The sequence below is a fragment of the Acidaminobacter sp. JC074 genome (genome assembly GCF_022496765.1).
GTDB lineage: Bacteria > Bacillota > Clostridia > Peptostreptococcales > Acidaminobacteraceae > JABXKX01.
This window is the reverse complement of record NZ_VANV01000019.1, coordinates 18,555-41,058: the sequence shown is the minus strand read 5'-3', so window position 1 is coordinate 41,058 and position 22,504 is coordinate 18,555. Positions and strand designations below refer to the sequence as shown.

Here is a 22,504-nt window from a genome sequence, read left to right as displayed (position 1 = left end):
GAGGATATATGTTAAAAATTAGTAATCTCAAAAAAAGTTATGGTCAGTTACAGGCAGTAAAGGGCATAGATTTGTATATAGAAAAAGGAGAAATCATAGGACTTCTTGGCCCAAATGGTGCTGGAAAATCAACGACCATATCTATGATTTCAACACTTATAAAACCAGATGCTGGCTTAATCGAATTTAAGGAAACGGATGTATTAAAGGACCCAAAACCTATACAAAAGGTACTTGGCATTGTTCCTCAGGAAATTGCTCTTTATCCAACCTTAACAGGCTATGAGAACCTTAAGTTTTGGGGACATGCCTACGGCCTTAAGGGTCATGAATTAAAAAAGCGTATTGAAGAAGTTTCAGAAATTATTGGTATTAAAGACCGTTTAAAAGATAAGGTAGAAAAATATTCTGGTGGTATGAAGCGTAGAATCAATATTGGTGCTGCCTTACTTCATAAACCGGAACTTCTGATCATGGATGAGCCTACAGTAGGCATTGATCCACAGTCTAGAAATCATATTCTAGAGACCATTAAGTCACTTAATGAAGAGGGCATGTCTATCATATATACCAGTCACTATATGGAGGAAGTGGAATTTCTCTGTGACCGTATTTATATTATGGATGAAGGTCAGGTTATTGCATCTGGTACAAAGGATTCTTTGGTATCATCTATTAATGGTGACCGAAAAGTCATTGTTTCATTTGCCAAAGACCCAAATGGTATCAAGGATGTACTTGAAAAGAATGCCCATGTGGACAAGGTGACGGTTGATCAAAATCAGTTAACAGTCTATACAAAGAAAAAAGAGAATCTAATAAAAGAAGTTGTTGAGGCTTCTAGTCAGTTTGATATAGAGATGACATCCATTGATGTGGAAAATCCTAATCTTGAAACGGTATTTTTAAAGCTGACAGGAAAGGCCTTAAGAGATTAAGGAGGAGACCATGGGTCTTATTAATCTAATCAAAAAAGATCTAAAAATAGTCGTAACAGATAGAAAAGCTTTGATTATGCTTGTTGCAATGCCAATTATATTATATACCATCCTAAGTCTTGCCTTGGCCGGTTCATTTGGATCAGGAGACGATGAGGTATGGAAAATTAACATTGGTATTGTCAAGTCATACACCTTAGAGGATAGAGGCGACTATCTATCACTTGAAGATGCAAAAGAATTGGATGGAATTTTAACAGATGTTCTAGATAGTGAAGACTTATCCTTTGTAGCGTATGAGTTTCTTGATTACGACCAAGCCATAAAAAGGATAGAAGAAGATTCTATATCAAGTGTTGTTGTATTGCCTGAAACATATCTTAAGGATATTGCCCTAAATATGTCGCCTGCCTTTAGGAAAAAAGTCAGTGTAGAGGTGATACGAAATCAATCCAGACAATACAGTTCTGATATCGTAGAAAAACTTATCGGTGGGGTTATGGATCAGTTGTCTCAAGTTATGATTATGAACAAGGTAAGTTACGAAACCTTGAATCATTTTAATGTTGACAGTCAGATCATTGATCAAGTCATGACTGGCCTTCAAGAAAGAGAGCAATCACCTTTAGAGGTTAAATCTAGCTTATATAGGATTGACAAGCTTAAGTTGGTCAACTCTGGACAGTATTATTCTACGGCTATGATGGCCATGTTCCTTTTATTTGGGGCATCATACGGTGCTAAGTTCATGCTTTTAGAAAAAAGAAACTATACACTTCAGCGTCAACTGAGTGCAGGAATTTCTTCAAAGATGGTTGTGTTTGGTAAGCTAACTTTGATATTTATCATTGTTATCATGCAGATCAGTCTTATGATTTTAACATCACATTTTGGATTTGGCGTTTACTGGGGAAGACCATCCATGTTGATGCTGGCAATCTTGATAGTTGCCTTTTCAGTAACAGGTTTTGGCACCCTTTTGGCTGCCTTGGCTTTAAAGGCAGGCGATCTTAAGCTATTAAATGTATTAGAATCTGGTATTTTTCAAATCCTCGCCTTGTTTGGTGGTTCTTATTTTCCTTTGTTTATGATGCCAGCATGGTTTCAGTGGATTTCACGTATTCTCTTAAACGGTGCTTCATTAGAAATCTTTCAAAAGGTTATGATGGAAGCGAGTCTAAGAGAGATGATGCCATCCATGGTTTCATTGATTATCAATGGCCTTGTATTTATGGTTTTAGGCCTAATGATTATTTCGAATAAGAAAACACACCGCAGTGTTCAATTAGAGGAGGTGACAGCATGATTGCCATATTAAAACTCCGACTGATGAAGATGCGTGATGATATAAAACTAATTGGGATTATGACTGCAATGACCCTTGTTATGATTGGTGTATTTTCATCAATTGATTATACAAACGAAGTGACTTATATTGGCCTTGTGGATGAAGACAATACCACAATGAGTCAACTACTAGCTGAAAAGTTAGATAAACAAGAAGGTTATGAAGTCATTTCATATTCATTAGATGAGGCAAAAGAAGCTGTAAAAAACTATGATGTATCGGGGGCCTTTTATTTAAGAGAGGGTTTTGAAGAACAAGTAGAGAGTGGCAAGGTTGAAGTTTTAAAACTTATTACAAGCGAAAATATGTCGAATTTACAAATGGATACCTTGTTAAGTGTCAGTATCAATGAAGTGAACAGCGACCAGACGCTTATAAATATGCTCAATCAAGTTGTTCAGAAGGATACTTCTACATATACAAGAGCAGCTTTAAAAGAGCATAGAGATTATAAGAAACCAATCGAGCTTGTTTCAAGAAGTCTAACGGATGCAAGACCATATGATTCTGTCAAACATTCTGTTGTTGGATTCTCACTCTTCTTTGCCATGTTTACCATTGTATTTGGTATATCAGACATTCTAATGGACAAAGAATACCATACTTGGGATAGGTTACTTATTTCGCCGATCTCAAAGCTATCTATTTTAGGTGGCAATTTACTGATGGTCTTTGTTATCGGTTTTGTTCAAGTCAGTTCTATGTTTATCGTGAGTAAGTATCTCTTTAAGGTAGACTGGGCAGGCAATATATTTCATATGCTGATTGTTGTTGCAGCCTTTGTATTTTGTGTAACAGCCTTAGGTATGTTTTTATCAAACTTTGTCAACACGATGGGACAATTGTCAGCCATATCGCCAGTTATTTTAACAGGTACAGCTATGTTAGGTGGCTGCTTCTGGCCACTTGAAATTGTGACAGCAAAACCACTGCTTTTATTATCAAACATCACACCACAGAAATGGGCTGTTTCAGCAATTGAAAAAATCATGGTCTACGGTGCTGGCTTCAATGAGGTAATTTTTAGTGTTGCAGTGCTGGTTGCTATGGGAATGGTCTATATGTTATTAGGCGCATTCTTCCTACAGAAAAAAAGTGCTTAAACCAATCGAAAGATTGGTTTTTCTATTGCAATAAAAAACCCCTCGAAACGAGGGGTGGATCATCAAAAGAACTTTTCTAGGCAACTGGCTGTCTTGCATATTTTATTATCTTAATTACAAATCATGTCCGATGTCCTATCAAGATAAGGTGTGTAAAATATGTTTAGACCCTAGAGTTTTGCGTCCTATATTTTCATATAGTTAGCTTTTTCTGAAAAGCTTTTGGTAACTGGCTATCTTATTTTGTTTCTATTTTGGATAAATGAATATCTAGTGAATAGTAATCAAAACTTAGACCCTATAGTTTTGCGTCATATATTTTCATATAATTTGCTTTTGATTCAGCATATGACTATGCCATTAAAGTGTATACCCAGAATAAATGAATCTAAACACATATCGTGAAAAAAATTTACTAAGGAATCGATTTAATTTTACCGATACTAATAATAAGAATGGAGTCTAATATGAAAATTTTAAATAAATTGTTTCCCGAAGTTAATAAAACTCAACAAATCAAGGTAGAACCTAAGAAAGCTGAAACAAAATACAGTCTTGAGGAAAAGAAGATCCAAGAGCTTTTCGAAAAGAATGGCGAGCAGCTTACACCTGAGAAAATGGAAGAGGTAAAGGAGTTTTTAAGTGAAACTGAAGGTACGCTTGAGTCTAAGTTAGAGACCCTTCAAAAGTCCATGGATAAGGATATAGAAATTACTAAGGAGAATCTTCAGAAAGTGCACCACGCACTGACTTCTGATGCACCTGTTAATGTGGAAATGCCCGAGTTACCAAAGGGGGATTTTTTGCAGAGCCTTCCAAAAGAAGTGAGAAATGAACTCAAAGCCTTAATGGATAAAGGTTTGTCCTTTGAAGAAGCAGTAAAGGTCATGGTTAAAGAGACTATGACTGAAGCTTTTAATGAAGCTGTGAAAGTTATCCAATCTGAAGTAGAAGGTCCTGAAATGAAAGTACCAGAAACTTCTAATGATTATAAAATGAATGAAAAACCAGTTGAAACTGCTAAGGTCAAAGAGCCAGAAACAGATTTAAGTCATGAAGAAATCGACTTGATCGAGGAGGTTTTCGAAGCCTTAGGTGAGTCTTTAGATGAAGTGGCTGAATTTATTTCGCCACATGTAGAAGCGGACTTTTTTACAAAAGAACAACCTGCAATGAAAATGGTTCAGGTGACCATGACTGAAAAAATGGCTGAAACAAAAAAGACCTTTGATATGTATCAAAAGGCTGTTTCTAATCAGCTGAATCAAATTATTGAAAAGCCTGAAAGCCTGCCTGTTAAGGAAGTTTTATCACAGGTAATTGATAAACTTGATCATATCATTATGAAGACCGATGTGCCTTTGTATACAGACATCAAAACTGAAAGAGATCTCTTACAATCCAGTGGGGAACTTGAACTGGCTAGAAACCTCTTAGATCAGGATTTAGATAAGGCTATGAAGATCATAAAAGACGTTAAAGATCTTGTTGATAGAATTTCCTACAAGCCTGTAAAGACGAAAATGTTTGCAGTTTCTAAGCAAGTTCTAATCGAAAATTTATATGAAAAAGAACTCATTAAGTCTGTGCCTCTTAGACTTGAAGGAGATATGAAGTCTAGTCCAAGAGCGGTCCTTGAAACATTCAGATCAATGGGACTTAATCATGAAGCAGAAGTATCTGAAAGACTGAATAAGTTTAGGCGTGATGAAAAGGCACCAGCTAACTTAAAAATGATTTTACTGAAGTTAGAAGAATCAGCGACTGAACGCGTGCAGGCAAAAGAGACACTTGATAACTTAACCGGCCAGCAGCTCCTTAACAAACTTGAGATTAAATCAAATAAACAGCAGATGACTTTCAATGTGCCAATATCTTTAGAAGGTGAAGTCAAAAATATTAAAGTCCATGTGAATGCTAAAAAGGACAGGCAAAAGATTGACTGGAAAAACTCTAGGCTTTATTTTGTGATTCACTTAAACAAATTAGGTGACACGGGTGTTTTAGTTGATGTCAATAATGCTAATGTAAACATCACTATCAAAAACGATAGGGATGATATAGAAAAGAAAATGAAACCTTTTGTATCTCAAGGCCTTAAGAGATTAGAAGAGGTTGGTTTTACAGCGTCTAGTATTAAGTATCAAAAGCTTAATGAAGATATGCAAGAAGAAAAATCAAAAGATGGCTTTGAGGTGACACTATGAAGAATAAATATCAAGCATATGAAAGTGATTATGAATACAGTGATAAATTCAATATGGCTTGTGGTATGATAGAGGAAACAGATGTACCGATTGAAAAGGATCCTAATAAACTTAAAGAAATGATTGATATGGACCTTCGTGAAAATGTACCGCCACAGCTTTATGAACTGATCAGCTGTGTCGTTGAGATAATCGACCAGGCAGAAAGGGCTTAATGATGAAAGTAAACAGTGTTAGAAGAACTGAAAGAACAAGCAAAAAGAAGATTAACAGGGTAGAGCCTTCTTTAGCTTTTGATGAGATATTTGCTTTAACGGAAGAAGAAGGAGAAAGGTCTCACTTAGATGAAATGCTTGATGACATCAAGAAAAAAGGTCGTGAGCTTTCTGAAAAAAGAGATGTAGAAATTTTAATTGAATACAAGGAAATGGTTAAGCAGTTTGTTGAAGAAGCGGTCAATTTTGGCTTAAAGGTTGTAGAAAGACGTGGTCATGGTCGTGCGGGCAGATCAAAGATTATGCGCATGGTTTCAATGATTGATGAGAAGATGATCAATCTGACGGAAGACTTATTGCAACAAGAAAAATCAAGCCTTAAACTTCTTACCAAGATTGGAGAAATAGAGGGTCTCCTTCTTAATATTTATGCATAATCAAAAATATTTATTGATTTTTATAAAAAAGTGTTGACAAGCATACAGAACTTTTGTATGATTGTAAAAAATGAAATACAAATTGCAGAAACAACCACATTGCAATTTATGATTCAAAAGCGATGACGAGAAGAGTAAGTATTATGGAAACATCTAGCGAGTCGGGAATGGTGGAAGCCGACATGTAGTCTAATACCCAAGAACATCTCTGAGCATCTAACCGAAATTGCTGTCGCAAGAGTAGACTTAGACGGATTCAGCCCGTTATAGTTGATAGGTATGTAAGTACCGAATAAGTGAACTGTGATTAGTTAATTTGGGTGGTACCGCGGAATATGTCTTTCGTCCCTGTGTAGGGATGTTGGGCTTTTTTTATTACAAGAAAGTGGTTATTTATTCATGTAGAAGAGGAGATAGGTATCATGAGCAAAGATTATTTAGTAGATTTATCATTAAGAGAAACAGAATCGGCAATCAAAATAGTGAAGGATTTCTTCCAGGCGAAACTGGCTGGAGCACTCAACTTATCAAGAGTGTCAGCACCATTATTTGTTTACAAGGAATCAGGTTTAAACGATGATTTAAACGGCGTAGAAAGACCCGTACAATTTGACGTTATGGATTTAGGTCGAGATGTACAAATCGTTCATTCACTCGCTAAGTGGAAGAGAATGGCACTTCATAGATATGGGTTTGAAGTTGGCGAAGGTCTTTACACAGACATGGATGCAATCAGAAGAGATGAAGTGATGGACCACTTACACTCAATATACGTAGACCAGTGGGACTGGGAAAAAATCATTACAAAAGAAGAGAGAACTGAAGCAACTTTAAAAGAGATTGTCACTTCAATATACTCAACATTTAAGAGTCTTGAAGAAAAAGTACATGACTGTTATCCAGATATCAAACCAATCTTACCTGAAGAGATTACATTTATTTCAGCTCAGGAACTAGAGGATATGTATCCTGAGATGACATCAAAAGAGAGAGAAGATGCTATTTGTAGAGAGAAAAAAGCAGTATTCTTGATTGGCATTGGTGATAAGTTAAAATCAGGTGAAAGACATGATGGTCGTGCACCAGACTACGATGATTGGTCATTAAACGGAGACATTATTTTTTACAACCCTGTACTGGATTCTGCATTTGAAATGTCGTCAATGGGTATCAGAGTTTCTGAAGAAGTATTAGAAGAACAGCTGAAGAAGGCTGATGCTGAAGATAGAAAATCACTTGATTTCCATAAGAAACTTTTAGCTGGTGAACTGCCATATACAGTTGGTGGCGGTATTGGTCAATCAAGAATTTGCATGTTCTTCTTAAGAAAGAGACATATTGGTGAAGTTCAAGCAAGTGTTTGGACAAAAGAGATACATGAAGCATGTGAGAAAGAAGGCATCATGCTTTTATAAAAGATAAGGGGTGCATTATGAGTGAAGTAGCTAAGTATTATGATCAAAACGCCCATAGAGAGTGGGACAGACTTTCAACACATTACAGTCAAGTAGAGTTTGAGACAACCATGTACTTGATTAAAAAATATTTTCCTGTTTCAGGAAAAATCATGGATATTGGATCTGGACCAGGTAGATATTCTGTAGAGCTTGCAAGTATGGGTTATGATATGACTTTAGTAGATATTTCTAAAGAAGAGCTTAAGATTGCAGAAGAAAAAATGACATCTGAAGGCTTTAAAGGTGACTATATCCATAAGTCTGCAACAGACTTGTCAGAGATTCCTGATGACAGCTTTGATGGTGTTTTACTGCTAGGTCCTATGTATCATTTGCATGAGCTGCATGAGAGGTTAAGTGTACTACATGATGTAAGAAGAATTCTTAAAGATGGCGGCACAGCAATCATAGCCTATATCAACACCTTAGGCGTTTTAAAATCAAGTGTCTTTGAATGTCCTGATGTCTTTGAGGATCTCAGTAAGTTAGAAGATTATATGACCGGTGATTTAAAACTCAGTCACGAGGAGTCATTTACAACAGCTTACTTCACAACGCCTGAAAATGCACTAGAAGAAGTACGAGCTTCTAGCCTTCATTTACTGTCATATGCTGGTGCTGAAAGTTTTCTTTCGGGTATGCATTTGGAGATGAAAAGTCTGTATGAACAGTCAAAGACGCTCTATAAAAACTACCTTGAAATGGCATGCAGATGCTGTGAAAAACCTGAGTACAGACAAGCGACTGAGCACTTAACGATTGTGGTTAGAAAATAATTGTTAGAAACTATTATTCTTGGGTATATAGTGATTAGGAAGAAACATTTCCTGATGGAATCGGTAACTCAGAATAGGTTTTTAAAGTTTTAAATTAGAATCACGAACACGTAATTTAGTTTTAAGGTTTAAAAAGAAGTATTTCAGAGTAGTACCGAGTTTTTTATTTTAAGTTTAGTATAGATCGTAAAGAAGTATGAGTTATAAGAGTACAAAGTTACTGATTCTATCCCAATAGTAAAGCACACCATTTATGTCACATTGGTGTGCTTTTTACGTTGTATGTTTTTTGTCTTCTTTATAATAGAAGACTACAAAGTAATTCTAAGCTATGTTATAATATAAGGAACGTATATTCGTAAGGAGAGATTCATGGATTTAAGTACTTTAAATGATATGCAGCGAGCTGCTGTAGAAGCAACAGATGGTCCTGTACTGGTACTGGCAGGGGCCGGTTCAGGTAAGACGAGGGTCTTAACACATAGGATTGCTTATTTATTAGAAGAAAAGCAGGTGTTTCCTAGTAAGATATTAGCCATTACCTTTACCAATAAGGCTGCAAAGGAAATGAAGTCAAGAATTGAGTATTTGGTAGGAGATATTGCAAATGGCATGTGGATTGGAACTTTCCACTCTATTTGTGTACGTATATTAAGAAAGTATGCAGAAGAAATTGGCTATGCATCTGATTATGTTATCTATGATACTTCTGATCAAAAGACTTTGATTAAGCAGTGTATGAAGACATTAAACATCAATGACAAGCAAAATACTGACAGGTCTATTATATCGAAAATCAGTGAAGCTAAAAATGTCATGATTGGACCAGATAAGTTTGAAGAGTTATATTCAGGTGATTATGCTTATAAGGCTGCCATAAAAGTCTATAAACTGTATCAAAAGAAGCTTCAGGAAAACAATGCTATGGACTTTGATGATTTGATCATCAATGCCATTAAAATATTACAAAATAGTCCAGAAGCCTTAGAATATTATCAAACAAGATTTAGATATGTGCTTGTAGATGAGTATCAAGATACGAATAAAGCCCAGTATCTACTTATTAAAATGATATCAGGCTTTCATAAAAACCTATGTGTGGTAGGTGATTTGGACCAGTCCATTTATGGCTGGCGTGGGGCAGATATTAGAAATATCAAAGATTTTGAAAAAGACTACAAGGAAGCAAAGGTGATCAAGCTTGAGCAGAACTATCGTTCAACGGAAATGATCTTAAATGCAGCCAATGCAGTTATCAAACATAACACTCAAAGAAAAGAAAAGAGACTTTGGACGGCCAATGCTGGTGGTCAACCACTTAAGTATTATCAGGCCCAAAATGAGTTTGATGAAGCAGCTCATGTTGTGGGACAAATTCACGATGGTTTCAATTCTGGTAACAACTACAATGAGTACGCCATTTTATATAGAACCAATGCCCAGTCGCGTGTATTTGAGCAGGCTTTTAGAAAATACAACATTCCTTATAAAATCTATGGTGGCCTAAAGTTCTACGATAGAATGGAAATTAAGGATTTACTGGCTTATATGCGTGTGGTACAAAATCAGCAAGATGAGATATCTTTATTAAGAGTTATCAATGTACCCAAACGTGGTATAGGCTTAAAGACCATAGAAAAAATTCAAGGACTTAGAGAAGAAGGTGACACCCTCTTTGATGCCATTGTTATGGCCATTGAGATGAACATGTTCTCTAATAAAATCATAACAGGTTTAAAGGACTTCGTCTCTATTATAGACCGTCATAGAGAAAAAATGTACGATGTAAAAGTTACAAAAATACTAGAATCTATCATCGATCAAACCATGTACATTAGACTGCTACGTGAGGAAAATACCATTGAATCTCAGTCTAGAATAGACAATATCAAGGAACTGGTGTCTGCAACTGTTGAGTTTGAAAAAGCCTCAGATACAGGCCTATTAGAGGATTTCTTAGCAGAAACTTCTTTACAGTCAGATATCGACGGCATGGACGAAGAGGAAAAAGCAGTTGTTATGATGACGCTTCACTCAGCTAAGGGTCTTGAGTTTCCTCATGTTTATCTAGTTGGTGTAGAAGAAAACATCTTTCCTTCATTTAGGTCTATAGAGGATCCAGAAAAACTCGAAGAAGAAAGAAGACTGGCTTATGTTGGCATTACAAGAGCTGAAGAAACACTATGTATTTCTCATGCAACGACTAGAACCATGTTTGGTAAAACACAAGTCAACCAGGTATCAAGATTTATTTCTGAGATTCCAAGAGAGTATTTTGGTGATGTAGAAATAGCCCAGAAGAGAAAAAAAATATCTTTTGGTCTCACCATGGATATGTTAAAGGAAAAGGCTAAGGCTGAAAGCAATGTAAAGACATCTGCTATTACAGATTCAGATGCTGTTAAAGCGGGAACAAAAGTCATGCATAAAGTGTTTGGAAAGGGTATGGTCATTTCAAATAAGAATGGCATTTTAACCATAGCTTTTGATAATAAAGGTATCAAGAAATTGCAAGTAGATATAGCACCACTGGAGGTTATTGAGTGAAACGAATCGAGGCGTTAACGAAACTATTAAATGAACATAACCATAACTATTATGTTCTTGATAATCCTACAATTACAGATTATGAGTACGATATGCTTTTAAAGGAATTGATGGATTTGGAAGAAAAATATCCTGACTTAAAAGCAGAGGATTCGCCGTCTAACAGGGTTGGTGGTGTAGCTTTAGATGCATTTAGCCAGGTAAGTCATACAACACGTATGCTTAGTTTAGACAACTCATACAATGCAGAAGATTTAAGAGACTTTGACAAGAGAGTCAAAAAAGAAGTTTCTGGTGTAGATTATATTCTTGAAATGAAAATAGATGGACTTTCAGTTGCTTTGAAGTATGAAAAGGGCATACTTGTCCAAGGCGCAACACGTGGTAATGGTGAAGTCGGGGAGGATGTTACGGAAAATGTTAAGACCATTAAGTCTATACCCCTTAAGTTGAGTCAGCCTGTGGACATAGAAGTACGTGGTGAAGTCTTTATTTCTAAGAAGGGATTTGAAAAACTGAATCAAAATCAAGAAGAAGCTGGCCTTCCGGCTTTTGCCAATCCTAGAAATGCAGCGGCTGGTTCTTTAAGACAATTGGATTCTAAAATCGCAGCATCAAGACCTTTAGATATATTTGTTTTTAATGTTTTAAACGGTGGTGATGAGACCATAAAAAAACATGATGATAACTTTGAGTTTCTAAAAGAACTTGGCTTTAAAACAACTGAGATTTTTAAGTGTCCTACCATAGAAGAGGTTATAAATCACTGTGATGATATGATCGAAAAGCGTCACAAACTTACTTATGATATCGATGGTATGGTTGTTAAGGTGAATGATTTGTCACAGCGTCAAACTTTAGGTGTAAAGGCCAAAAGTCCTAGATGGGCCATTGCCTATAAGTTTCCAGCTGAAGAGAAAGAGACCCTTGTTAAAGACATCATTGTCCAAGTCGGTAGAACAGGCGTTTTAACACCAAAAGCTGAACTTGAGCCAGTATTTGTAGCAGGTTCAACCATTACTTATGCCACTCTACATAATCAAGACTATATTGATGAAAAGGATATCAGAATCGGCGATACAGTTGTTATTCAGAAGGCTGGTGATGTAATCCCTGCAGTTGTAAGGGTTGTAAAAGATAAGAGAAGCGGTCAGGAAGTTGCTTTTAAACTACCACATCTATGTCCTGTTTGTGGTTATGATACAGAAAGGCTAGAAGGGGAAGTTGCAAGAAGGTGTACAAACCCTATTTGTCCTGCAAAACTACAGAGAGGTTTAGAGCACTTTGTTTCAAGAAATGCTATGAATATTGATGGTTTGGGACCTGCTGTTATTCAAATGCTTTTAAAGGAAGGCTTTGTTAAGAAGATTGAAGACCTTTATGATTTAGATAAGTATAAACTGCCTATGTCTGAAATTGAAGGTTTTGGTGATAAGTCGATTGATAAAATGCTTGATGCCATTGAAAAGTCAAAGGAAAATGAACTACACCAGTTCATAGGAGGTCTTGGTATATCCTTGATTGGAGCTAAGGCAGCCAAAGTATTGTCTGCTCATTTTGGTAATATTGATGATCTCATTCATGCCTCTAAAGAGTCACTTATTGAAATTGATGAGATAGGTGATAAAATGGCAGATTCTTTTGTTGCTTTCTTTAAAGAAGATAGTGCCAAAGAGATGGTTGCTACATTAAAAGAAAAAGGTCTGAAGTTTGTTGTTAAGGCTCAAGCCAGTGCTTCCTTAAGCGGATTGACTTTTGTACTTACTGGTACTCTAGAAAACTACGGTAGAAAAGAACTCCAAATTATACTAGAAAATGCTGGTGCAAAAGTTAGTGGCAGTGTGAGTAAAAAAACAGATTATGTGATTTATGGTGACAAAGCAGGTTCGAAATTAACAAAAGCAGAATCACTTGGTGTAAAAACTATGAACGAAGAAGATGGCTTAGCATTTCTTAAATCGGAAGGTGTTTTATAAATGTTAACGTTTTCTTAACTATGACTTATCTTGTCATATGAATGTTATATAAAGCTTAAATAAAACTGAAATTGAGAAAATAAGGAAAAAATAAGGTTATATTTTCCTTATTTTTTTATTCTTTTGACTTCAATATAATTCATCAAATGGTTTATTATGTAATAAAAGATGATTTTTAAGACTAGTTAAGCTTTAAATCTTAAAAAAATCTTAACTCACGAAATCCGCATGGGGTCAAGCTTTCAGAAATATTTCGTTTTTGTAATTGGACTAAATATTCTGAAAACATTGAAAAGTCTAGCTGTTTAATATAATATATACATGTAAATGTGATAAATGAAAGATATGAAACAAGTTTTATATCAAATAATAGTTTAGAATTACTTAAGCTAAGTGAAATTTTATTCGATGCAAAAGTTTGTTTCGATTTTTTTCGTTCATTTATCTTTGGGGGGAGTTCGATGGAACTGTCGAAAGGAGTGTAAAGTTTGGGAAGTTATATCTTAAAAAGAATTGGTAGTATGGTGATTACCTTAATCTTTGTAATTGCACTAACATTCTTTCTAATGAGAGCACTGCCTGGTGGACCTTTTACTAGAGAAAAGCAATTACCACCAGAAATTGAGCAGGCAATTAAAGAAAAGTATCATTTAGATGATCCATTAATTGTTCAATTTAAAGATTATTTTTTAGGCATTTTAAGATTAGATTTAGGACCTTCTTATACAAGAAAAGGTGAAACTGTAATGGGATTATTACAATTAACATTCCCAGTATCAGCTAGACTTGGTGGGGTTGCAGCCTTATTTGTAATCATACTGGGGATGCCGCTTGGAATTGTCTCCGCCTTGAAACAGAATTCATGGGAGGATTATATCGTAACCATCATGGCAACGGTCGGCGTTGCTGTACCATCATTCGTAATTGGTGCTGGTCTTAGATATTTCCTAACAACTAAGTGGGGTCTACTACCCGCCACGGGCTTAGACACACCAGCTTCATATATTATGCCAGTTATTGCACTTAGTGGTTTCTCACTAGCTTTCGTAGCAAGACTGACACGTTCAAGTATGTTAGAAGTACTTAGACAAGATTATATTCGTACTGCAAGAGCAAAAGGCTTATCAGAATTTGTTGTTATCGGTAAACATGCACTTAAAAATGCATTATTACCAGTTATCACATACATGGGACCAATGATTGCAGCTGTAATGACGGGTTCGTTTGTAGTAGAAAGATTATTTGGTATTCCAGGCATGGGTGATTTCTTCGTATCAAGTGTACAAAGTAGAGATTATACCATGATCATGGGTACAGTTATCCTGTATGCTGCATTGTATATTGTTATGATTTTCTTAGTAGATATCATTTATGTATACATCGATCCAAGAATTAAGTTAAACGATTAGGGGGAATTTTATGTCTGTGAAAAAGATACCTGCAGAAATGTGGGAACGTGTACCAAGTGAATCTATGGAAAAAGACGTAATAGCTCGTCCGAGTCTTACGTATTGGCAAGATGCTTGGAGAAGATTAAAGCAAAATAAATTAGCCATGTTGGGTTTAATCGTTGTTGTTGCCTTAATCATTTGGGGTTACTTCGGAACAGTAGTCGTAGAGTGGAAAAACAACAATGAGTATGAGAATGAAGTAGAAAGATTAAGAGCTGCAGGAGACGATGCTGCTGCAGATGCATTATTTGTTTTACAGCCTGAAAGAAAGATAAACAATGGTAATGCCAATCTTCCATCTATCTTACATCTATATAAGTTTGATGAAGATACATACTTCTATCTGATTCCATATGAGTTTAAAATCATTTTAGTTGAGGATGGTCAAATAGCAGACGAACCTGTACCTGAAATGGAATACAGAAGATATAAAAAAGAAATCAATGAAGCTTTAACAGATGAACAGTTTGCATCAATTGAGAAGTACTTAACACTTCCTAAGGCTATGCATCAATTTAAGTTCTTCCAAATAGAAGACAAGATTGTGTTTGTTCCATATTTCTACTGGAAAGAAGCAAGAGTTGAGTTTGAAAAAGAAATTGATGACATCGAAGACGAAGCTAAAAGAGAAGCAGCTAGAGACGATATTGAAAACAAGTTAAAAGAGATCCAAGTATACAAAGTATTTATTGGTGATCAAGAACTTGAAACGTCTAAAACAATGTTAAACAACAAGTACTGGTTCGGTACTGACCAATTAGGTAGAGATATTTACTCAAGAGTTATGTACGGTGCTAGAATTTCTTTAACAGTGGCATTTGTTGCAACGCTTGTAAACTTTATCATTGGTGTATTCTACGGTGGTATCTCTGGTTACATTGGTGGCACAGTAGATAATGTTATGATGCGTATAGTAGATATTATTTCTACAGTACCGCTTCTAATCTACGTAATCTTAATCCAGGTATTCTTTGATCAAACCGGTCTCTTTACCATATGTCTGGCACTTGGTATTGTATTCTGGGTAAGAATGGCTCGTTTGGTTAGAGGACAGATTTTAAGTATTAAGGAACAAGAATATATTTTGGCAGCAAGAACAATCGGTGCATCTACTGGAAGAATCCTTTCTCGTCACCTGATTCCAAATGCAATGGGTCCAATCATTGTATCACTTGCAATGAGTATTCCATCAGCGATATTTACAGAGGCATTCTTAAGTTTCATCGGTATTGGTATTGCTGTACCAGTAGCATCATGGGGTACAATGGCACAGGAAGCAACTCAAAACTTAAATGCATATCCATATCAGTTGTTCTTCCCAGCTCTATTTATTTCTGCAACAGTATTGGCATTTAATTTCTTGGGTGATGGTTTAAGAGACGCACTTGACCCTAGATTAAGAAAGTAAGAGGTGTAAAATGAGTAAGAATATTTTAGAAGTTAAAGATTTAAAAACCTCATTTTATACCCATTTAGGTGAGGTTCAGGCAGTTAGAGGTGTTTCATTTAACGTAGAAAAAGGTCAGATTCTTGGTATTGTTGGTGAGTCTGGTTCTGGTAAGAGTGTTACATCTTTATCGGTTATGAGATTGTTACAGTTCCCTGGTAAAGTTAAATCGGGTGAGATCCTTTACCAAGGTGAAGATATTGTTAAAAAGTCTGATAAAGAAATGTTAGGTATTCGTGGTGATAAAATAGCTATGATTTTCCAGGATCCAATGACATCTTTAAATCCAGTTTATACAATTGGGAATCAGATTATGGAAGGCTTGAAGCTTCATAGAGGTTTAGATAAGAGTGAAGCGAGAAAAGAAGCCATTAGAATGCTTGATTTAGTTGGTATTCCAGCTCCTGAAGAGCGTATTGATAACTACCCACATGAGTTTTCTGGTGGTATGAGACAGCGTGCCATGATTGCAATCGCTTTGGCTTGTGAACCAGACCTACTTATAGCGGATGAGCCTACAACAGCATTAGATGTAACCATTCAGGCTCAGATATTAGAACTCTTAAGAGAACTTAAGGAAAAAGTAGAAACATCAATTATCTTAATCACACATGATCTTGGTGTTGTGGCTGACTTGTGTTCTAGAGTTGTTGTTATGTATGGTGGCCTTGTAATGGAAGAAGGCGAGATTGATGATATCTTTTATAGCCCAAGACATCCATATACAATGGGACTTTTAAAATCTATTCCAAGATTAGATATTGACGAAGAAGAAAGACTGGTTCCAATCCCTGGTTCACCACCAGACTTATTGAAACCACCAGTAGGATGTCCATTTGCTTCAAGATGTCCATATACTATGAAAATTTGTTTAGATGAATTCCCAGAGTATACATTTGAGCAGAATGGCCATCGATCTGCATGTTGGTTGAACCATCCGGATGCGCCTAAGATTGAAGTACAAACAGGCGTTAGAAGGGAGGTTAAATAATGTCAAATAACAATGAACTTTTATTAGAAGTAAAAAACCTGAAGAAGCATTTTCCAATTAAAAAAGGTTTCTTTGGTAAAACAAACGTTGCAGTTAAGGCTGTAGATGATATATCATTTAACATCAAAAAAGGTGAAACTTTTGGTCTCGTTGGTGAATCTGGTTGTGGTAAATCGACAACTGGTAGAACCTTAATCAGACTTTATAATCCTACTGCAGGTGAAATCATATTTGATGGTGTGGATATTGCTCATTTGAAGGAATCTCAATTAATGGAATATCGTAAGAGAATCCAAATGATTTTCCAAGATCCATATGCTTCATTAAATACAAGAATGACTGTTGCTGATATCATTGGTGAGCCTCTTGATATTCATGGTTTGGCAAAAGGTGCAGAGCGACAGCAAAAGATATTTGATTTACTAGAAACTGTAGGTTTATCGAAAGATCATGCATCTAGATATCCTCATGAGTTCTCAGGTGGACAGCGACAGAGAATTGGTATAGCTAGAGCATTGGCAGTAGACCCAGATTTTATTATCTGTGATGAGCCTATCTCTGCACTAGACGTATCTATTCAAGCTCAGGTTGTCAATATGCTTGAAGATTTACAAAAAGAGCGTGGTTTAACATACTTGTTTATTGCCCATGACTTATCCATGGTTAAGTATATCTCAGATAGAATTGGTGTAATGTACTTAGGTAAGATGACTGAAATTGCAACTTCAGACTCTTTATATGCTGAGCCGCTGCATCCATATGCTCAAGCTCTATTATCTGCAATTCCTATTCCAGATCCAGAGATTATGAGAAATTCTAACAGAATCATCATTGAAGGTGATGTACCATCACCTATTAATCCACCATCAGGCTGTACCTTTAGAACAAGATGTCCTTATGCTAAGGAAGTTTGTGCTGAAGTGGAACCACAGCTTATGGAAGTAAAGGATGACCATTGGGTTTCATGTCACAAAGTGAATGATCCTAATTTCTAAAAAAACTACCTGAACACCTTGTAAATAAAGGTGTTCAGGTGGTACCATACTTCACAGTTTGAATAATTTGAATATTTTGAATATATTTGATTTTTAAGTGGTTATGGTTTATAATGAAACGAGTATAAAATATTACAAAAATGAAACAACCTAATAAGGTGTTTACAGCTTTGCTGTTGACATAAAGCATTTAATAATAGGGAAAGATTAAAAGGAGGGAAAATCTTGAAAAAACTATTAACTCTAATGTTAGTTGTTGCTCTAGTATTCTCGTTATTTGTAGGTTGCGGTGGCAACAATGCTACAGAAGAACCTGCTAACACAGGTACTGAAACAGCTACAGAAACAGAAACTGAAACAGCTACAGAAACTGAAACAGAAACAGAGACTGAAACAACTGAACCAGAAATGACTGAAATGGTTATGAACTGGAACCTTGGTGCTACAATTGAAACTTTAGACCCAGGTTTAAATGCAGCTGTTAACTCTGGTCACGTTGTTAACAATACTTTCGAAGGTTTAATGAGAGAAGTTGACGGTAAACCTGTATACGCTATGGCTGATAGCCATGAAGTATCTGAAGACGGTTTAGTATACACTTTCCATATCAGAGATGGTGTTAAATGGTCTGATGGTAAGCCTGTAACTGCTTTTGATTTCGAATATGCTTGGAACAGAAACACTGATCCTGCTACAGCTTCTGACTACGCTTGGATCTTTGACGAGTTCAATTATGATTCTTGTAAAGCTATCGATGAGTCAACTTTCGAAGTTACTTTAAAAGCTCCAGCTGATTACTTTGTTGGTTTAACTGGTTTTGCTACATTAATGCCATTAAGACAAGAAGCTGTTGAAGCTAAAGCTGATGGTGCTTGGGCATCTGATCCTACTACAGTTATCTGTAATGGTCCATTTATCTTAACTGAATACGTTCCTGGCGACAGAATCGTTTTAGAGAAGAACCCAATGTACTGGCAAGCTGAAGAAGTACAAATCGACAAGATCGTTGCTAAGATGATCAACGAAGGTACTGCAGCATTAGCTGAATACGAATCAGGCGGATTCGATTTCAATACAACTTTACCACCAGCAGAGATTCCAAGATTATTAGTAGAAGATCCTACTTTCAGAATCGAAGCTAGACCTGGTACTTACTACATCAACTTAAACGCTCATAAATTAACTGAGTTACAAGATGTTAGAGTACGTCAAGCATTATCATTAGTAATCGACAGAGTTGCAATCACAGATATGCTTAACTCTGGTAACATTCCTGCTATCAACTTTATTCCTCCAGGAATCAAAGATGCTAACGGTGAAGAGTTTGCTGACAAAGCATTAGCTTATGGTGTTGATATTTACAACATGGAAGCTAACATTGCTAAAGCGAAAGAATTAATGGCTGAAGCTGGCTTTGCTAATGGTGAAGGTTTCCCAGTTATTGAGTATGTAACTAACTCATCTGAAGGTCACTTATTAGTAGCTCAACAAATGCAAGATGCATTTAAGACTCACTTAGGTATTGATATGGAAGTATCATCTATGGAGTGGGGTGTATTCCAAGAGTTAAGAAAATCTCATGAGTTCCAAGTAGCTCGTGGTGGTTGGATCGGCGACTACGTTGACCCATTAACTTTCATCGGTTTCTACATCACTGGTTCTCCACTTAACTCACCAGAGTGGTCAAACGAAGAATTTGATAACTTAATCAAAGGTTCTTCTGCAGCTAAAGGTCAAGAAAGATATGACATGTTAGCTCAAGCTGAGCAAGTTTTAGTTGAAGAAGCTTGGTTTATTCCAATCTACAACTACGTAGATCAAATTCACCAACAAGATTACTTAAAAGACGTTGAGAGAACTGTTCTTGGTAAATTCTACTTTGGTAGAGCTTACATCGATAAGTAAGATTAATAAACCCGTGCTTGCACGGGTTTTCTTATATTAAAATGACACATTATCCCTCCCTGGATAATGTGTTTTTTTGCATTTTATGTTAGAATAAAATAGTGTGAGAGGGGGGCTCATGAAGAAGATTTTTGTAGTAATGTTTATCATATTAAGCTTGTTATGTTTGTCTTCTTGTAATGAGGAAAAACATGTGAGTCCTGTAACAAAAGAAAAAACGGTTTTATATTGGGCGACAGATACACAGCCTCGATTTTTTTATCCAAGTATGCATTTGTCTGATGTGGAAAAACAAATCATCAATCAGATGTATGAAGGACTCACCTTAACCTACGATGGTTTGGTAAGGATGGGCATGGCTCGTACTATTGACATTTCTGGTGATGAGTTGGTTTATGAAATAGAACTGAAAAATGCCCAGTGGTCTGATGGACGAATGGTGACTGTCGATGATTTTCTATATTCATGGGAAAGAAAAGAAAATTACATCGACGATGTTAACTTGCTATATTTTGATGCTATGATTCATTCAGTGGAGAAAATAGATGATTTGCATATGAGGATTATCTTAAATCATACCAATGAAGATTTATTAAAGCAACTGTCTACGGTTGCCTTTATGCCACTTCGTTCTGATGTGATCGATTTGGATTTACCAATTCCAATACTCTTATCAGATGTTACAAATGGTGCCTATACACTTGATAGTTATATGTATTCATCAGGTGCTGTTCTTTCAAAGAATGTTCATTATTATGACTTTTATAATGTTTCAGTAGATGAGATACATTATTCTTTTAGAACAGATGATAGGAAGGTTTATTCTGAATATATAAGTGGTGAAATTGATATCGTTCAAAATATTAACTATTCTCAGTTTAGTGCTTTGATGGAAAATCAGCCGGATTTTCAGATTTTATCAAAACCTGGCGTTTATAGTTTCAATATGAATCCCGAGGAACTGCCCCTTAAAGATATAAAGGTAAGACAACTACTGAATCTGAGCGTAGATAGGTCTACAGTCAATCCCTACAGTGATTTGTTGGTAGATTCGGTTGCTTATTCTATCTTTGATGAAAAGACTCTCGAAAGGCTTAAAAGTATATCGACGAGTGAAGTTGAATATATGGGAGAGATGTACTCCATGAATCCTAAAAAACCATATATTGATGCGGATAAAGTTGAGAGTTTACTAGATGAAATAGACACGTCTTTGATTGAGCAGTTGAATGGTTTGACCATTGTGACGACTAAGTCTACCAATGATATTCAAATAGCCAACACACTTGCTGAATCTTGGAAGAATACCCTAGGTATTTATGTAAGAGTAGATTCAAAAGATTACTTTGATTATGCCTATATTTTAAAGTCAGGGACGTATGATATCATCTTAGACAAGCATTATTATTCTGAGTATTCACCAAGACATATGCTTAAGTATTTCTTTAGTGATACATGCCTTAATAATACCATGTTTGCCAGTGACCAATTTAATCACAATCTATTAAAGACCATTATATATAATGATACAAGCTTGCATAAGCTTTATGAGTCAGCTATAAAAGACGTAGATGACGTATCTTTAATGATTCCACTATTTAATACACAAGAACCAGTTTTAATAAATCCAGACCTTAAAAGTTGGTCTAGGTCTTATGAAGGACTGTTTAATTTTACTAGAGTGAGAAAAGAGGAAAGTTAATTGAAAATAGGAAAGTTAAATAATGATCAACTCCAGTCGATCATTATGGACAGCATTCAATATAGAAGAGAAGATGTTGTTTTAAGATCCGGCATCGGGGAAGACTGTGCCGGTGTTAGATATGGTGATGAGGTTTGTTTATTAACAACAGATCCCATTACAGGTGCAGCAAATGAAGTTGGCAAGTTAGCAGTTCATATATCTTGTAATGATATTGCATCAAATGGTGCATCACCCATTGCCATATTATTGACCATATTAGCGCCTGAGTCGACAACAGAAGAAGACTTAAAGTTAATCATGACACAAGCTCATGAAGAGGCTTCAAAGTTAAATGTAGAGATAGTAGGTGGCCATACAGAGATTACTTCAGCTGTTAACAGGATTGTGGTTTCTTCAACGGCTATTGGTAAACAAAAGTTAGATGAACTTTTTTCTAACAATGGCATTAAAGAAGGTGATCTTTTAGTTATGACAAAGTCGGCAGGACTTGAAGGAACTGGTATCATCGCTTATGAGAAATATGATGAACTGATAAACCACTTTGATGAAGCATTACTGAAAAGTGCCAAGAATATGTTAGATAAGATTTCCGTTGTTAAAGAAGGTGTTATAGCTGGTAAGTTTGGTGTATCTAGTATGCATGATATAACTGAAGGCGGTCTTCTAGGGGCTATATGGGAAATCTGTGAAGGGGCCGGTTTAGGTGCTATTGTTAAATATGAAAGCATTTCTATACCAGATGCAACGTCTAAGATATGTGATCATTATAAAATCAATCCACTGCGTCTGATATCAAGTGGAACCATGTTGATGAGTGTTGCACCTTCTAGAGCTGATGCACTTTTAGAGACACTTACCTCTGAAGGCATTGAGGCAAATATCATTGGTGAAATTACACGTAAGGATGTTTATCTAGAAAAAAGAGGAAGACTCTCATATGTTACACCTCCAGATAGTGATGAACTTTATAAAGTTGTCTTTTAAATCTTGATTGTGTTGATAAAGC

At 35.9% G+C, this 22,504-nt stretch carries 17 protein-coding genes, 2 riboswitches and 1 other annotated feature; all 17 genes read left to right on the top strand.

Going from position 1 to position 22,504, the window contains the following annotated elements:
* The first annotated feature begins 8 nt into the window (after window positions 1-8).
* Complete coding sequence (locus tag EZV73_RS20280; RefSeq protein ID WP_240842253.1) at window positions 9-938, top strand: ABC transporter ATP-binding protein; 930 nt, start codon at window positions 9-11, stop codon at window positions 936-938.
* A gap of 10 nt (window positions 939-948) precedes the next feature.
* Window positions 949-2,244, top strand: a complete 1,296-nt coding sequence (locus EZV73_RS20275; protein WP_240842252.1) for an ABC transporter permease — start codon at window positions 949-951, stop codon at window positions 2,242-2,244.
* Entirely contained in the window at window positions 2,241-3,389 is a 1,149-nt protein-coding gene (locus EZV73_RS20270; protein ID WP_240842251.1) for an ABC transporter permease, read from the top strand. The genes EZV73_RS20275 and EZV73_RS20270 overlap by 4 nt, the downstream gene beginning before the upstream one ends.
* A 76-nt stretch (window positions 3,390-3,465) precedes the next feature.
* Window positions 3,466-3,606: riboswitch (cyclic di-GMP riboswitch) on the bottom strand.
* Window positions 3,607-3,610: 4 nt separating this feature from the next.
* A riboswitch (cyclic di-GMP riboswitch) is annotated at window positions 3,611-3,734 on the bottom strand.
* Window positions 3,735-3,856: 122 nt separating this feature from the next.
* The gene (locus EZV73_RS20265; RefSeq protein ID WP_240842250.1) at window positions 3,857-5,596 is read left to right on the top strand and encodes a hypothetical protein; all 1,740 of its coding nucleotides are present in this window, start codon (window positions 3,857-3,859) and stop codon (window positions 5,594-5,596) included.
* Window positions 5,593-5,811, top strand: a complete 219-nt coding sequence (locus EZV73_RS20260; protein WP_240842249.1) for a hypothetical protein — start codon at window positions 5,593-5,595, stop codon at window positions 5,809-5,811. Before EZV73_RS20265 ends, EZV73_RS20260 begins: the two co-directional genes overlap by 4 nt.
* A gap of 2 nt (window positions 5,812-5,813) precedes the next feature.
* Window positions 5,814-6,248, top strand: coding sequence for a YaaR family protein (locus tag EZV73_RS20255; RefSeq protein ID WP_240842248.1), 435 nt, complete (start codon window positions 5,814-5,816; stop codon window positions 6,246-6,248).
* 113 nt (window positions 6,249-6,361) lie between these two features.
* Window positions 6,362-6,601 (top strand) — a binding site (T-box leader).
* A gap of 69 nt (window positions 6,602-6,670) precedes the next feature.
* Entirely contained in the window at window positions 6,671-7,663 is a 993-nt protein-coding gene (asnA, locus tag EZV73_RS20250) for an aspartate--ammonia ligase (protein WP_240842247.1), read from the top strand.
* 17 nt (window positions 7,664-7,680) lie between these two features.
* A complete protein-coding gene (locus EZV73_RS20245) occupies window positions 7,681-8,481 on the top strand; it encodes a bifunctional 2-polyprenyl-6-hydroxyphenol methylase/3-demethylubiquinol 3-O-methyltransferase UbiG (RefSeq protein WP_240842246.1) in 801 nt (266 codons plus the stop codon).
* Between the two features lie 372 nt (window positions 8,482-8,853).
* On the top strand, window positions 8,854-11,028 hold the full coding sequence (locus EZV73_RS20240) for an ATP-dependent helicase (RefSeq protein WP_240842245.1): 2,175 nt from the start codon (window positions 8,854-8,856) through the stop codon (window positions 11,026-11,028).
* Window positions 11,025-13,004 carry an NAD-dependent DNA ligase LigA gene (gene ligA, locus EZV73_RS20235; RefSeq protein ID WP_240842244.1) on the top strand — a complete coding sequence of 660 codons (1,980 nt, stop codon included), beginning with the start codon at window positions 11,025-11,027 and terminating at the stop codon, window positions 13,002-13,004. Before EZV73_RS20240 ends, ligA begins: the two co-directional genes overlap by 4 nt.
* Window positions 13,005-13,492: 488 nt before the next feature.
* The gene (locus EZV73_RS20230) at window positions 13,493-14,413 is read left to right on the top strand and encodes an ABC transporter permease (protein ID WP_240842243.1); all 921 of its coding nucleotides are present in this window, start codon (window positions 13,493-13,495) and stop codon (window positions 14,411-14,413) included.
* A gap of 10 nt (window positions 14,414-14,423) precedes the next feature.
* On the top strand, window positions 14,424-15,863 hold the full coding sequence (locus EZV73_RS20225) for an ABC transporter permease (protein ID WP_240842242.1): 1,440 nt from the start codon (window positions 14,424-14,426) through the stop codon (window positions 15,861-15,863).
* 10 nt (window positions 15,864-15,873) lie between these two features.
* Window positions 15,874-16,893 carry an ABC transporter ATP-binding protein gene (locus EZV73_RS20220; protein ID WP_240842241.1) on the top strand — a complete coding sequence of 340 codons (1,020 nt, stop codon included), beginning with the start codon at window positions 15,874-15,876 and terminating at the stop codon, window positions 16,891-16,893.
* Window positions 16,893-17,888 (top strand): ABC transporter ATP-binding protein, encoded by a 996-nt coding sequence (locus EZV73_RS20215; RefSeq protein WP_240842240.1) that lies wholly within the window; start codon window positions 16,893-16,895, stop codon window positions 17,886-17,888. Before EZV73_RS20220 ends, EZV73_RS20215 begins: the two co-directional genes overlap by 1 nt.
* A gap of 225 nt (window positions 17,889-18,113) precedes the next feature.
* Window positions 18,114-19,793: a peptide ABC transporter substrate-binding protein gene (locus EZV73_RS20210; protein ID WP_240842239.1), complete on the top strand. Its 1,680-nt coding sequence runs from the start codon at window positions 18,114-18,116 to the stop codon at window positions 19,791-19,793.
* A 118-nt stretch (window positions 19,794-19,911) separates the two neighbouring features.
* Window positions 19,912-21,495, top strand: a complete 1,584-nt coding sequence (locus EZV73_RS20205) for an ABC transporter substrate-binding protein (RefSeq protein ID WP_240842238.1) — start codon at window positions 19,912-19,914, stop codon at window positions 21,493-21,495.
* Entirely contained in the window at window positions 21,496-22,482 is a 987-nt protein-coding gene (locus EZV73_RS20200) for an AIR synthase family protein (RefSeq protein ID WP_240842237.1), read from the top strand.
* Window positions 22,483-22,504 lie beyond the last annotated feature (22 nt).